14 protein-coding genes are annotated in these 13,362 nt (G+C 41.3%); 7 read left to right on the top strand and 7 right to left on the bottom strand.

The features are described from left to right. Positions 1-2: 2 nt before the first annotated feature. From cyoB to cyoE, 4 genes are read left to right on the top strand one after another with little or no spacing between them, the layout of a single operon-like run. Positions 3-1,991 (top strand): cytochrome o ubiquinol oxidase subunit I, encoded by a 1,989-nt coding sequence (cyoB, locus tag AN389_RS11430; RefSeq protein ID WP_055016847.1) that lies wholly within the window; start codon positions 3-5, stop codon positions 1,989-1,991. After that, positions 1,988-2,623, top strand: a complete 636-nt coding sequence (cyoC, locus tag AN389_RS11435; RefSeq protein WP_055016848.1) for a cytochrome o ubiquinol oxidase subunit III — start codon at positions 1,988-1,990, stop codon at positions 2,621-2,623. Before cyoB ends, cyoC begins: the two co-directional genes overlap by 4 nt. Further along, a complete protein-coding gene (gene cyoD, locus AN389_RS11440; protein ID WP_004587444.1) occupies positions 2,623-2,979 on the top strand; it encodes a cytochrome o ubiquinol oxidase subunit IV in 357 nt (118 codons plus the stop codon). Before cyoC ends, cyoD begins: the two co-directional genes overlap by 1 nt. A 9-nt stretch (positions 2,980-2,988) precedes the next feature. After that, on the top strand, positions 2,989-3,873 hold the full coding sequence (gene cyoE, locus AN389_RS11445) for a heme o synthase (RefSeq protein WP_055017573.1): 885 nt from the start codon (positions 2,989-2,991) through the stop codon (positions 3,871-3,873). A 59-nt stretch (positions 3,874-3,932) separates the two neighbouring features. On the opposite strand, the gene AN389_RS11450 is transcribed toward cyoE, so the two are convergent. Both AN389_RS11450 and AN389_RS11455 read right to left on the bottom strand, forming a co-directional pair. Next, on the bottom strand, positions 3,933-4,520 hold the full coding sequence (locus tag AN389_RS11450) for an FMN-binding negative transcriptional regulator (protein WP_055019823.1): 588 nt from the start codon (positions 4,518-4,520) through the stop codon (positions 3,933-3,935). Then, positions 4,520-5,095, bottom strand: coding sequence for a GNAT family N-acetyltransferase (locus AN389_RS11455; RefSeq protein ID WP_055016860.1), 576 nt, complete (start codon positions 5,093-5,095; stop codon positions 4,520-4,522). Before AN389_RS11455 ends, AN389_RS11450 begins: the two co-directional genes overlap by 1 nt. Before the next feature lie 106 nt (positions 5,096-5,201). On the opposite strand from AN389_RS11455, the gene AN389_RS11460 reads away from it, so the two are divergent. Continuing rightward, entirely contained in the window at positions 5,202-6,662 is a 1,461-nt protein-coding gene (locus AN389_RS11460; RefSeq protein ID WP_055019824.1) for a PLP-dependent aminotransferase family protein, read from the top strand. A 1-nt stretch (position 6,663) separates the two neighbouring features. Here the strand turns inward: AN389_RS11460 and AN389_RS11465 are convergent, their stop codons facing one another. From AN389_RS11465 to ettA, 5 genes are all read right to left on the bottom strand, one after another. Continuing rightward, positions 6,664-7,329, bottom strand: a complete 666-nt coding sequence (locus tag AN389_RS11465; RefSeq protein ID WP_055019825.1) for a hypothetical protein — start codon at positions 7,327-7,329, stop codon at positions 6,664-6,666. 106 nt (positions 7,330-7,435) lie between these two features. After that, entirely contained in the window at positions 7,436-7,930 is a 495-nt protein-coding gene (locus tag AN389_RS11470; RefSeq protein WP_055019826.1) for a TlpA disulfide reductase family protein, read from the bottom strand. A 60-nt stretch (positions 7,931-7,990) separates the two neighbouring features. Continuing rightward, positions 7,991-8,899, bottom strand: coding sequence for a histone deacetylase (locus tag AN389_RS11475; protein WP_055019827.1), 909 nt, complete (start codon positions 8,897-8,899; stop codon positions 7,991-7,993). Positions 8,900-8,952: 53 nt separating this feature from the next. After that, the gene (locus tag AN389_RS11480) at positions 8,953-9,318 is read right to left on the bottom strand and encodes a PilZ domain-containing protein (protein WP_055016855.1); all 366 of its coding nucleotides are present in this window, start codon (positions 9,316-9,318) and stop codon (positions 8,953-8,955) included. 118 nt (positions 9,319-9,436) lie between these two features. After that, positions 9,437-11,110, bottom strand: a complete 1,674-nt coding sequence (gene ettA / locus AN389_RS11485; RefSeq protein ID WP_055016856.1) for an energy-dependent translational throttle protein EttA — start codon at positions 11,108-11,110, stop codon at positions 9,437-9,439. A 232-nt stretch (positions 11,111-11,342) separates the two neighbouring features. Between ettA and metA the strand changes: the two genes are divergently transcribed. Then, the gene (gene metA, locus AN389_RS11490; protein ID WP_055016857.1) at positions 11,343-12,290 is read left to right on the top strand and encodes a homoserine O-succinyltransferase; all 948 of its coding nucleotides are present in this window, start codon (positions 11,343-11,345) and stop codon (positions 12,288-12,290) included. After that, positions 12,280-13,353 carry a homocysteine S-methyltransferase family protein gene (locus AN389_RS11495; RefSeq protein WP_055019828.1) on the top strand — a complete coding sequence of 358 codons (1,074 nt, stop codon included), beginning with the start codon at positions 12,280-12,282 and terminating at the stop codon, positions 13,351-13,353. The genes metA and AN389_RS11495 overlap by 11 nt, the downstream gene beginning before the upstream one ends. Positions 13,354-13,362: the final 9 nt, after the last annotated feature.

Genomic DNA, 13,362 nt, shown 5'->3' on the forward strand with positions numbered 1-13,362 from the left:
TAATGTCGTTTTTAGGTAAACTTTCACTCGACGCAATTCCGTTTCATGAGCCAATTATAATGGTTACCATGACGGTGATAGCGATTGCCGGGCTTATTATCGCCGGGCTTATTACTAAATATAAAAAGTGGGGCGTGCTTTGGCACGACTGGATCACCTCTGTTGATCATAAACGCTTAGGCGTAATGTACATCTTTTTAGCATTAATAATGCTGTTTCGTGGTTTTTCTGATGCCATTATGATGCGTGCGCAGTTAGCACTTGCTACCAGTGGTGCGCCAGGTTATTTACCTCCTGAGCATTACGACCAAATATTTACAGCGCACGGCGTTATCATGATCATATTTATGGCTATGCCATTTATGATTGGCCTAATGAACATTGTATTGCCACTGCAAATTGGTGCTCGCGATGTTGCTTTTCCATTTTTAAATAATTTAAGTTTTTGGTTTACAGCCAGCGGCGCCATTTTAATTAACTTGTCGCTTGTATTTGGTGAGTTTGCAAAAACAGGTTGGGTGGCGTATCCGCCGCTTTCGGAGCTGACCTTTAGCCCTGGGGTGGGGGTCGATTATTATATATGGGCCTTGCAAATATCCGGACTCGGTACGCTTTTAACGGCAGTAAACTTTTTAGTTACTGTGTTTAAAATGCGTGCCCCAGGTATGACCCTAATGAAAATGCCAATTTTTACATGGGCATGTACATGGGCAAATATCTTAATTGCAGCCTCTTTCCCTATTTTAACTGCTGTGCTGGGCATGCTAACGCTTGACCGTTACCTTGATTTTCATTTTTTTACCAATGCAGCGGGCGGCAACGCCATGATGTACATCAACCTGTTTTGGGCGTGGGGTCACCCTGAGGTTTATATTTTAGTACTGCCTGCGTTTGGCATTTTTTCTGAAATTATCTCAACCTTTGCCGGTAAACGTTTATTTGGTTACAAATCGATGGTGTATGCCAGCGGTGCAATCTCTATTTTAGGTTTTATTGTTTGGCTACACCACTTTTTCACCATGGGGTCGAGTGCAAACGTTAATGCGTTCTTTGGGGTAATGACCATGGTTATTGCCGTCCCTACTGGCGTTAAGTTATTCAACTGGTTGTTTACCATTTACCGCGGCCGTTTACGCATCAGCGTTCCGGTGCTTTGGACATTAGGCTTTATGGTTACCTTTACAGTAGGCGGTATGACCGGCGTACTATTGGCTATTCCGGGTGCCGATTACGTGTTGCATAACAGTTTATTCTTAATTGCGCATTTCCATAACACAATTATTGGTGGCGCTGTATTTGGCTACCTTGCAGGTTTTGTATTCTGGTTCCCTAAAGCAATGGGCTTTAAGCTTAGCGAAAAATGGGGTAAAGCGTCTTTTTGGTGTTGGATAGTTGGTTTCTTCGTGGCGTTCATGCCGTTGTATGTACTTGGTTTCTTAGGTATGACTCGTCGCTTAAACCACACTAATAACCCAGATTGGAACATATGGTTATACATTGCAGCAGGCGGTGCTGTCATTATTATGTTTGGTATTATTTTCCAAGCCGTGCAGTTATTCGTTAGCTTTAGAGACCGCGAAGCACTTGACGATACAACAGGCGATCCATGGAACGCACATACCCTTGAGTGGGCAACCAGCTCACCACCGCAAGTATACAACTTTGCCACTATTCCACACGTTGATGATATTGATGCCTGGACCGACATGAAAGAAAAAGGCCAAGCGTATAAAACAAAAGCAAGCTACAGCCCAATTCATATGCCTAAAAATACCTCAGCGGGTGTATTTATGGCAGCAAGTTTAACAGCATTTTGTTTTGCCATGATTTGGCACATCTGGTGGTTAGCCGCTGTAGGTTTTGTTGGCGCAATTGCCTTATTTATTAAGCGTTGTTACACCAGCGATGTTGATTACTATATACAACCTGATGAAATTGCACGTATTGAAGCTGCGTATAATTCTAGTGGAAATAAGGAGCTAAGCGCGTGAGTACACTATCTGCGAATGTAGAAACTGCCCATTTAGACTCAGTCTCGCACGATGATCATGCACATGAGCATCACGATACCTCTGGCGATACAATTTTTGGCTTTTGGTTATACCTAATGACCGATTGCCTATTGTTTGCCTCGTTTTTTGCCACTTACGCCGTGCTGTTTATGAACACAGCCGGTGGTGTATCAGGTAAAGACATTTTTGAACTCGACTTTGTCGCTGTAGAAACAGCGGCGCTACTCATTAGTAGTATTACCTTTGGCTTTGCCATGATTGCCGCACAAGGGCAAAAAAAGGCACTCACACTCACCTGGTTGTTTATCACCTTTTGTTTAGGCGCTGTGTTTATAGGCATGGAAATTTACGAATTTCATCACTTAATTGTGCACGGTAATGGTCCACAGCAAAGTGCCTTTTTAACCTCATTCTTCTCGTTAGTAGGCTTACATGGTTTACACGTAACAGCGGGTCTAATTTGGATGAGTATTATGATGATAGAAGTGGCTAAACGTGGTTTAGGTAAACCAACCGTAACGCGTTTAAGCTGCCTAAGCCTATTTTGGCACTTCTTAGACATTGTTTGGATTTGTGTATTTACCGTTGTTTATTTAATGGGAGCAATGTAATGAGCCACAGCGAAGCGCACGCGTTAAAGCAAATGCAAAACGAGCACCATGATGAGTCTCATGGCAGCGTTAAAACGTACTTAATAGGCTTTGTGCTATCAATAATTTTGACCGCCATACCGTTTTACATGGTAATGGAAGGCGACTTTTCAAAAGTAACAACGCTTTGGAGCATTGTGACTTTAGCGATTGTACAAATTTGGGTGCACTTAAAATACTTTTTACACCTTAATTTTACGACAGAAGATGGCCGTGCAAGTACCTTTTCATTTTTATTCAGCGCCCTAATTATCGTCATGGTTGTTGGGTTATCGGTTTGGATAATTTACGAATCTAACGCAATGATGATGTACTAGGAGTTAAAGATGTTTCGTCGTTATTTATCAGTGACTAAGCCGGGCATTATTATGGGTAACCTTATTAGCGTGGCAGGCGGTTTTTTACTTGCCTCGCGCGGAGATATAGACCCATGGTTAATGGTTGTTACGCTTATTGGCTTGTCACTTGTGGTTGCATCGGGCTGTGCTATCAACAATGTAATTGATAGAGACATAGATGTAGCCATGGCACGTACGCGTACGCGGGTGACAGTAACAGGCGAAATGTCGGCCTTTGCTGCACTGAGTCACGGTGTTTTGTTGGGGGTTGTAGGTTTTGGGTTACTCATTGCTTACACCACACAAGCCGCGGTATTTTTTGCAGCGTTTGGCTATGTCATTTATGTTGGGGTTTATAGCCTTTACATGAAACGCAACTCTGTTTATGGCACGTTTGTAGGCAGTCTTTCAGGCGCTGTGCCTCCTGTGGTAGGTTACTGCGCTGTAACAGGGCAGTTCGATATGGGCGCGTTAATATTATTGGTTATGTTTAGCTTGTGGCAAATGCCGCACTCATATGCCATTGCTATTTTTCGCTTTAAAGATTACCAAGCCGCAGGTATCCCCGTATTACCCGTAGCGCAAGGTATTGATAAAGCGAAGCGCCATATTGTACTTTATATTGCTGTGTACGCTTTAGTTGTCATGCTATTACCAATAAGTGGCTACACCGGCGCTGCCTTTATGGCCGTGGCGTGTATTACCAGCTTTTGGTGGTTACTTATGGCACTGCGTGGCTATCGCCGTAATATTAATTTAACGAGCTGGGCACGCCAAGTGTTTGCTTTTTCTATTATAAATATTACAGCACTCAGTATAGCCATGGCCGTTGACTACCACAGTGCAGCGCCACAACTGCTTACACTAATATAATTTTAAAACTTTACATTTCCAAAGTTAATCCAAAGGCTCGAAAGGGCCTTTTTTTATGCCTAAAATAGCTGGGCAATAGAGTGTTTATGAGCTTGCTTTAGGTTTTCTTTTATTTGGGCTCTAATTTCTGCTGATTTATTTTGGCTTAGCTTAAAGTTTCCACTCCAATGAGTGGGAGTAAACTCTATAAAACTTAATTGTTGGTACATTGCTTGGCGACTGCGTATAGGCATATCATTAATATTCCACATGGGCTTAAAGGTTTGCTCAAAATGGGTTGTTAGTTGATTCATTATTTTTTCTTTCTCAATGTCACTTTTAATAATCACTACCTTTGCAGTTATTTGCACCGATGCGTAAAGCCAGCTCGGCAGTGTTTTATTATTGCTATAAGAGGGAGATAGGTAACAATTGTCACCATTAAAAAGTAATTTTACAGAGTGTTTATCACAATGCGTCAGAGGGTTATTTTTTGCTACGTGAGCCATAAATATATTCTGTGAGGGCTCATATAATACAGGTACTTGGCATACAGTATTTAAGTCACTTTGCGAGTTGGGCATTAAAATACTCGCTAGCGGAAATTGCCTAACCAATGCCTTTAAGCGTTTTATATCATTTTCCTGAAAATGCATCGGTGGGTACATTAAAGCCTCTCTTCTAGTTGTGATTTTACATCCGGCCACTGCTCATCAACTATGCTAAATTTTGCTGTGTTTCTATAGCTACCATCACTAAGCTTTCTATCTTTATAAGCGAGCCCTTCAAAGTGAGCACCTAAACGAATAATTGCGTTACGTGATTTTTGATTTTTTTCATGGGTATTAAATGTAATTCTCACTAAATTAAGCTCATCAAACGCGTATTTAAGCAGTAAATATTTAGCGTGTGTATTTATGTAAGTTCGCTGCCAGTCATTGCTTATAAAAGTGTGGCCAATTTCAGCACTCAAATTGAATTTATCCAATTTAAATAATCGTGTTGTACCCACTACCTGCTGAGTATCTTTGTCGATAATGGCAAACACAATTTGTTCGTTTTTATTAAATTGCGCCTGGGTTAAAAACCACTCCTTTAAAATATCATGACTTTTAGTGTAGTTAATAAGTACCCATTGCCACACAATAGGGTGCTGGCCCGCTTTATATAACCCATTTAAGTGTTTATGGCTTAATGGCTCAAGAATAACCTTGTTTGTTTTGTGCGTTTGCAGAGTAAACATTGCTGGCTCCATTTTTTGCTATTAAAGAGCAATAAATGTACGCTTATTTGGCATAGTAAAAACAACCAGAATATAACTTTTACCTATACCAGATTAAAGGGAATATATGCAGCCGCTAAGTATTGAATTTAATGAGCAACGCAAAGCAAAATATTTGCAATTAGCGCAAGCACTTCGCAGTGCAATTATTAAAGGCGACATAGCGGTGGGCACAAAGCTCAGCTCAGCCAGAGAAATGGCAAAAATTTATCAGTTAAACCGCCATACAATAATGAATGCTTTACAGTTATTGGTAGCTGAAGGGTGGTTGGAATCTAATGAGCGCAGCGGGTATAACGTAACACAAACCTTACCAATTCAAAGCAGTGTTAACACAAAGCAAGTACCTGTTGTTGACCCTAAACCTTACAAATTTACCAAAAAGTTAGCAGAGCCCGCGCCTGCTATGAATTTAAATGAATTTAAATATAACTTTGCAGGTGGACTCCCTGATCTTAATTGCTTCCCATATAAAGAATTTAAACGTTCTTTAAGTTATGTATTTAATCATGTAGATACCAGTAAGTTTCATTATGGCGATATAAACGGGGCGAGCGAGTTAAAGCACCAAGTAAGTAGTCATTTATACAAAGCACGTAATCTTAAAGTTAATGACTTACTGATATGTAACGGCTCTCAGGAGGCATTATTTTTAATCTCAAAAGCTTTTATAAGTAAAGGTGACTTTGTTGCGGTTGAGACGTTAGGGTATCCACCAGCGCGTAAAGCTTTTGCGGCATGTGGCGCACAAATAGTAGATATAAAACAAGATGAATTTGGCTTATGTATTGATGATTTGAAAACACAATTTAGTCGCTTCTCAATTAAAATGTTGTACTTAACACCGCTGCATCAGTACCCGACAACTGTTACTTTATCGCCTACACGGCGTATGCAAATTTATCAGTTATGTTACCAACATGGGGTAATGATTATAGAGGATGACTATGACCATGAGTTTCACTATCAATGCCACCCGTTACAACCTATGGCAGCAGATGACCCAGCAGGTATAGTGATTTATCTCTCTACGTTTTCTAAAATTATGTTTTCGGCAGCCCGTATAGGCTACATATGTGCTGCACCTGCAGTACTTGAGCAATTAAGTGCATGGAAGCAACTCATGAATCATAAAAACGATGTGGTAATGCAATTAGCGGTAGCACACTTTATGAAAGAAGGCGCATTTGAGCGTCATTTAAAACGTATGACAAAGCTTTATAAACAGCGATATGAAGCAATGGATAACTCATTAAGAGCACTGCAGGCTAAAGGATTACCTCTTGAGTTTAAAAAGCCCGATGGTGGGATGGCAATGTGGATTAACTTAAACATAGATACGGCTAATATTAAAAAGTACCTACACAAACACAGTATTTATTTGCAAACAGAAGCAGAGTTTTATTTTTGCGATTCTTATAGAAGCTTAAAACCTAAACACTTTAGTTACTTGCGCCTAGGATTTGCGGGGCAGTCGGAGGAAGCCATGCAAAAGGGATTAGATATCATTGCTGAGTATGCTTATTAAGCTATTTTTTTAAACTTTCTGCTTCGTAAAACAAAGGTTTTAGGGTGCCGCAGTTTATAAATTTATACGTTAACTCATTCTGGCCAGGAAGGAGAGTTGAGGTTCTAAATTTTTGCATACAGGCATTTACCAAATCCACAAAAATTAGGTGGTTAAAACTAGGTGCTTGGCTAATTTTATGAATATAAATACGCTCAGTGCCGCCTAGGTCTATCATGTCGTATTCTTGCCAGGGGCTGGCTTTAGCTAAATCTTTTAACTGGCGAGAATACAGCTGTTTATTCATTTCTATTGTTCGGTTTGTGTAAATTAGGCTACCTGCATTTTTGTAATTGCCTTCGTACACATTGGCGATAATGGTTATTGCTTCACCGCGCATTAAGCGTTGAATATTAAACGGTTTAGGCTTTAGGGTTATTAGCTCTGCGTTGCGAACAACATCTAAAAAAGCAACATCAGGGTTTTTAATCCTATACACTACTTGTATATCGTACGGTAATTTATAACTGGGTAAATTAAACGCATAAATTCCTGAACCTTTATTTACCAGTGCTATTGCATGCTCAGCATTGTATTTGGGGTTGAGTGGTGGCAATTCTGCTGCCTCTTCCTCAGCAAAAGCGTATCCGCTTATAGTAATGATCAACAAAGTAAGAAGTAAACGCATAATAATCTCAATTAATTTATGAGCTTAAAGTGTAGTATAAAGTGCGCTAAGCTGGTGATTTATTGTTAGGGCAAGTAAGTTTATTTATTAAGATGTATTTATGCACTTAGTTGTTCACTTCGTGTAATAAAGTCCTAGCATATACGTGTAAGTTTTCGTCTTCAGGGTTTGAAGTGTTGGTTAAATAAATTACACGCCCAGCTTTATTAATAAATAAGGTAGTGGGTGTGCCTCTGATTCCTAATTGTTTTGCTATGGCATCGGCTTTAATAGCTGTTTTAAATGTATAGCCTCTATCAATTATTGCTATGGCGGGGCTGGCATCGTCGTCTTCTTTAAAGCTTACCGCAATGACCTTTAAGCCTTTGTGTTTTATTTTTTCAAGTGCTGGTTGCAGCTTTTTACAATATGGACACCACGTAGCCCAAAAATGTAAAACGTAAGGTTGGCCTAATAAATCGTGCGTTTGAACGGTTGAACCATCAGCCATGTTTAACGTTATTGCAGGCAATAGTGGTAATGAGTCATCATCAGCGAGTTGCTGTGCAGAGCTTATAAAGCTTAATAAAATCAGTGTAATGGCAGTAATTAGTTTTCTCATGGTTCGTTCTTATTATTTTTTTAATATTAATAAGAACGTGAATTAAGTTATTTCATTTCATTAAAAACCAGCGGCCTGCTCAATTACGATTGCATGGCGCTTTGCTAAACGCGTATGGTTTCTGTCGTAACCGCCGCCAATAACACTGGCAATAGCGGTGTTATGCTCAAGGCAGCGCTTAAACACTAAATGGTCACGCTGTTTAATGCCGTCCCAGCTTATATCTAGTTTACCTAAGCCATCGTCTTGCCAAATATCTACACCGGCATCGTATAGGACTAAATCGGGGTTGAGTTCTTTTAATAAAAACTGCAGGGTGTCATCCACAATGCCTAAGTATTCTGCGTCTTGCATATTATTAGCAAGGCCGATGTCTAAATCGCTGGGGGATTTTCTAAACGGGAAGTTTTTTTCGCAGTGTATAGAGCAGGTATACGCATACGGCTGATGCGCAAGCATTGCAGCTGTGCCATCGCCTTGGTGTACGTCTAAATCAAAAATGAGCACGTTGGTCACTTCATTGCTTTGTATTAATGTTTGCGCGGTAAAGGCTAAGTCGTTCACCATGCAAAAACCTGAGCCAAAATCAGTGTGTGCATGGTGTGTACCGCCAGCTAAATGACAGGCTAAGCCATGCTTTAATGCTAAGCGTGCAGTTTGCAGCGTGCCTTGGGGAGCGGTGAATGTACGATTCATTAATGGTTGCGACCAAGGTAGGCCAATGCGGCGCATGGCTTTTTCGTCTAGGCGGTTATGCCATAAATCGTGAATGTAGTTTTCACAGTGTACTAGTTCAAGTGGTTCGGGGCTGCCTAAAATAGGTGCAACTAAATTATCACCCGCAATGCCTAAACCTTTAACCTGCTCATACAAATGAGCAAATTTGCTCATTACAAATCGGTGCTTAGGGTCAAAGCTAAACGAGTAATTACTGTGATAGACCAAAGGTAAATGAGGGTTTAGGCGCATAACTGTATCAATAATAAAGTTTGCGCTATGGTAATAAACTTAACTAAAGCAGTCTATTGTGGGTCTTCAATTAATGAAGTAAGTTCTCGGTGAAGTAGTTTGTCATCAGCTAAATTAAGCTCTACCAATCGTTTTAAATAGGTAATACTGTTTATATCAATATGGTGGCATTTAAGGCCAACGTGCTTTTGCTCAATATGGCAAATAAGAACGTCCATTCTTATTTCTATATCGCTTTGTGGCAAAGTAAAGCGTAGTGTTGCGTCGCTGTCTTTTTTACCATTAAAAGCGTCACATTTTGTGATCAGCGCTCCGTGTAACGATACATCAAGCAACTTACATGGGTAAGTGCTCCCTGCAAATTCTAGCTGTGCAGAAGTTGAAAAAAGAATGCGCGAGAACTGACGACGATTTTCCATAAAACGAGTGCCTTTTTTGTAATATTTTAAACAAGCATAGCGGGAAATAGCGCATAGCGATAAAAAAAGGCATAAAAAAGCCCCGCATAAATGCAGGGCTTGTTGTATCAGTTAACACTTAACCAATTTTTTTGTACTTAATACGCTTAGGTTGCGCAGCTTCTGCACCTAAGGTCTTTTTAAGCCACTCTTCGTATTCAGTGTAGTTACCATCGAAAAAGTTAATTTGGCCTTCGTCGCGGTAATCTAAAATGTGTGTTGCAATACGGTCAAGGAACCAACGGTCATGCGATATACACATTACACAGCCTGGGAACTCTAAAATAGCGTTTTCAAGCGCGCGTAGTGTTTCAACATCAAGGTCATTGGTTGGCTCATCCAGTAGTACCACGTTACCGCCCGCTTTTAAAAGCTTAGCAAGGTGTAAACGGTTACGCTCACCACCCGATAAGTCTTTTACAAACTTTTGCTGGTCGTTACCTTTAAAGTTAAAGCGGCTAACGTATGCACGGCTTGGGAACTCAAAGTTACCAATTTTTAGCACATCTTGCCCGTCAGATATTTCTTGGAAAACAGTTTTGCTTTCGTCCATATTGCCACGGAACTGATCAACTGTTGCAAGCTCTACAGTTTCACCTACGCTGATGCTGCCGCTATCTGGCTGCTCTTCACCACTTAGCATTTTAAATAGGGTTGATTTACCCGCACCATTGGCACCAATAATGCCTACAATCGCGCCTTTTGGCATACTAAAGCTTAAATCGTCGATTAATACGCGATCGCCAAAGCTCTTACGTAAGTTATTCACTTCAAGCACTTGGTCGCCTAAACGCGGGCCTGGTGGAATAAATAGCTCGTTAGTTTCGTTACGCTTTTGGTAATCAGACTGCTGTAGCTCGCTAAACTGCGCCATACGTGCTTTAGACTTAGCTTGGCGGCCTTTAGGGTTTGAACGCACCCATTCAAGCTCTTGTGCAATTGATTTTTGACGTGCTTTTTCTGATTTTTGCTCTTGTTGTAAGCGCGCATCTTTTTGCTCAAGCCAAGAAGAGTAGTTACCTTCCCACGGAATACCTTCACCACGGTCAAGCTCTAATATCCAGCCAGCTACATTATCAAGGAAGTAACGGTCATGGGTTACTGCCACAACAGTGCCTTCGTAATCATGTAAGAAGCGCTCAAGCCATGCAACCGACTCAGCATCTAAGTGGTTAGTAGGCTCATCGAGAATAAGCATATCTGGCTTTTCAAGTAATAAACGACAAATAGCAACACGGCGGCGCTCACCGCCTGAAAGGTGCTCAATTTTAGCATCCCATTCTGGTAGACGCAGTGCATCAGCAGCGCGCTCTAAAACGTTATCGATGTTGTGGCCATCGTGCGCTTGAATAATCGCTTCAAGCTCGCCTTGCTCTTTTGCTAGGGCGTCAAAGTCAGCGCCGTCCATTGCGTACTCGTTGTACACTTCGTCAAGGCGGTTTAGGGCGTGTTTTACTTCACCTACAGCTTCTTCAACTATTTCGCGTACTGTTTTGCTTTCATCCAGTACTGGCTCTTGCGGTAAGTAACCAATTTTAGTGCCCGGTTGAGGGCGTGCCTCACCTTCAAAGTCTTGGTCAACACCGGCCATAATGCGAAGTAATGTAGATTTACCAGCACCGTTTAAACCTAGCACACCAATTTTAGCGCCAGGGAAAAAGTGCAGCGAAATATCTTTTAAAATTGTGCGCTTAGGTGGCACAACTTTAGATACTCGACTCATCGAGAAAATAAACTTATCAGGTAAAACCATGGAGGAAAGCCTTCAAATAATAATAAAAATTTCAATGTTGTATTGTAGTGGCTCACGGGTGAAACAGTCAACGAATGGCGGGTTTTAAAGCGCTAATGGCTGCAGGTTGATAAAGTATAAAATCATGAATAAATTTCATTTAGACATCTATACATCTAGAGGTTGATATTTTTGGCATTCTGTTCATAATGAGAGCGTATAAATTCTCGGTTTTTATGAGTAGGAGTAAAATATGCCAATCACAGTAAAAGACGAGCTACCGGCTATTGCCCGTTTGCGTGAAGAAAACGTGTTTGTAATGCCAAAAAGCCGTGCAAAAACGCAAGAAATTCGCCCAATGCGTTTGGCTATTTTAAATTTAATGCCTAATAAAGTAGAAACCGAAGTACAGTTTATTCGTTTGCTTGCTAATTCTCCTTTGCAAGTAAATGTAGAGCTATTACGCCTAGATACGCACCGCAGCAGTAGCAATTCAGAAGAGCACCTAGATACTTTTTACCGTTATTTTTCAGAAGTAAAAGACAATAACTACGATGCATTGATCGTTACCGGCGCACCACTCGCTCACCTTGAATACGACGATGTAGCCTACTGGGATGAGCTAAAAGTGATTATTGACTGGGCAGAGCAGCACGTTACATCTACGCTGTTTTCGTGCTGGGCGGCGCATGCAGCGTTGTATCACCGTTACAATTTAAAGCGTGATTTAAAAGAAGATAAACTCTGTGGCGTGTTTACCCACCAGTGTTACTTTGACCATGGTGCGCTTACGCGTGGATTCGACGATACCTTTTTAGTGCCGCACTCACGTTATGGCCACATAGATATAAATAAAATTAATGCCTGCGACGATATAGTCGTGCTGGCAGGCTCTGAAAAAGTAGGCGCTTACTTAATGAAAAATAAGTCGGGCAGCCAAGTGTTTATAACCGGCCACCCAGAATACGATGCCGACACACTAAAAGCAGAGTACGAGCGCGATTTACAAAAAAGCCCTAATGCGCCAAAACCCGAAAACTATTTTCCAGATAACGATGCAAGTAAAAAGCCCTCAAAAACGTGGCAAAGCCATGCCTTTTTGCTGTTTTCGAACTGGTTAAACTACTACGTGTACCAAACTACACCTTATGATATTAATTTAGTTAGCCAAGATGTGAGGACTAACAACTATGCCGAATAACGTGCCAAACAAAAATAAGCAAAGTGAATTAAGCGCTGCGCTAAAACAGCGTATTTTAATTTTAGATGGTGCAATGGGTACCATGATCCAAACTCACAAGCTTGAAGAAGAAGACTACCGAGGCGAGCGTTTTAAAGACTGGCACGTACTAATTAAAGGCAATAACGATTTATTAAGCCTTACAAAACCCGAGCTAATAACCGATATACACCGTAGCTTTTTAGCCGCCGGTGCAGATATTATTGAAACCAATACCTTTAACTCAACCACCATTTCGATGGAAGATTACGACATGGCCAGCATAAGTCGTGAGGTAAACCTAGAGTCGGCCAAGCTTGCGCGCGCTATATGTGACGAGTTCACAGCCCAAAACCCAAAAAAAACACGCTATGTAGCCGGTGTGTTAGGGCCAACCTCTAAAACCTGCTCTATCTCGCCAGATGTAAACGACCCAGGCTATCGTAATATTACCTTTGATAAGCTGGTTAATGCGTATGTTGAGTCTACTCTTGCATTAATGGAAGGCGGCGCTGATTTAATACTTATCGAAACCATATTCGACACCCTCAATGCTAAAGCAGCCTCATTCGCAGTAGAAGAAGCGTTTGAGCAAGCCGGGCGCACATTACCAGTGATGATCTCGGGCACCATTACCGATGCCTCAGGCCGTACGCTTTCAGGGCAAACAACCGAGGCATTTTATAACTCTATTCGCCATATTAAGCCTATTTCAATTGGCCTTAACTGCGCCCTAGGGCCAGATTTACTTCGCCAATACGTAGAAGAGCTTTCGCGCGTATGCGAAACCTTTACCTCAGTGCACCCAAATGCGGGTTTACCAAATGAGTTTGGTGAGTATGACCTAGAAGCAGAGGACATGGCCGCCGAGATTATCGATTGGGGTAAATCGGGCTTTATAAATATTGTGGGTGGGTGCTGTGGCACCACGCCTGCGCATATTCGCGCCTTTGCTAAAGGGCTTGAAGGCGTTAAACCTCGCCCTTTACCAGAGCTTGATGTTCGCATGCGTTTATCAGGCCTTGAAGCCTGTAACTTAAATTAAGGAGCCGAC

This window comes from Pseudoalteromonas sp. P1-7a, from assembly GCF_001401855.1.
Taxonomy (GTDB): domain Bacteria; phylum Pseudomonadota; class Gammaproteobacteria; order Enterobacterales; family Alteromonadaceae; genus Pseudoalteromonas.

Excerpts from the sequence above, each read along its gene's own strand:
- AN389_RS11450 (WP_055019823.1), bottom strand. The coding sequence starts at position 4,520 with ATGTACCCACCGATGCATTTTCAGGAAAATGATATAAAACGCTTAAAG.
- ettA (WP_055016856.1), bottom strand. The coding sequence starts at position 11,110 with ATGGTTTTACCTGATAAGTTTATTTTCTCGATGAGTCGAGTATCTAAA.
- cyoB (WP_055016847.1), top strand. The coding sequence starts at position 3 with ATGTCGTTTTTAGGTAAACTTTCACTCGACGCAATTCCGTTTCATGAG.
- AN389_RS11475 (WP_055019827.1), bottom strand. The coding sequence starts at position 8,899 with ATGCGCCTAAACCCTCATTTACCTTTGGTCTATCACAGTAATTACTCG.
- AN389_RS11455 (WP_055016860.1), bottom strand. The coding sequence starts at position 5,095 with ATGTTTACTCTGCAAACGCACAAAACAAACAAGGTTATTCTTGAGCCA.
- AN389_RS11495 (WP_055019828.1), top strand. The coding sequence starts at position 12,280 with ATGCCGAATAACGTGCCAAACAAAAATAAGCAAAGTGAATTAAGCGCT.
- metA (WP_055016857.1), top strand. The coding sequence starts at position 11,343 with ATGCCAATCACAGTAAAAGACGAGCTACCGGCTATTGCCCGTTTGCGT.
- AN389_RS11480 (WP_055016855.1), bottom strand. The coding sequence starts at position 9,318 with ATGGAAAATCGTCGTCAGTTCTCGCGCATTCTTTTTTCAACTTCTGCA.
- AN389_RS11470 (WP_055019826.1), bottom strand. The coding sequence starts at position 7,930 with ATGAGAAAACTAATTACTGCCATTACACTGATTTTATTAAGCTTTATA.
- AN389_RS11465 (WP_055019825.1), bottom strand. The coding sequence starts at position 7,329 with ATGCGTTTACTTCTTACTTTGTTGATCATTACTATAAGCGGATACGCT.
- cyoD (WP_004587444.1), top strand. The coding sequence starts at position 2,623 with ATGAGCCACAGCGAAGCGCACGCGTTAAAGCAAATGCAAAACGAGCAC.
- AN389_RS11460 (WP_055019824.1), top strand. The coding sequence starts at position 5,202 with ATGCAGCCGCTAAGTATTGAATTTAATGAGCAACGCAAAGCAAAATAT.
- cyoE (WP_055017573.1), top strand. The coding sequence starts at position 2,989 with ATGTTTCGTCGTTATTTATCAGTGACTAAGCCGGGCATTATTATGGGT.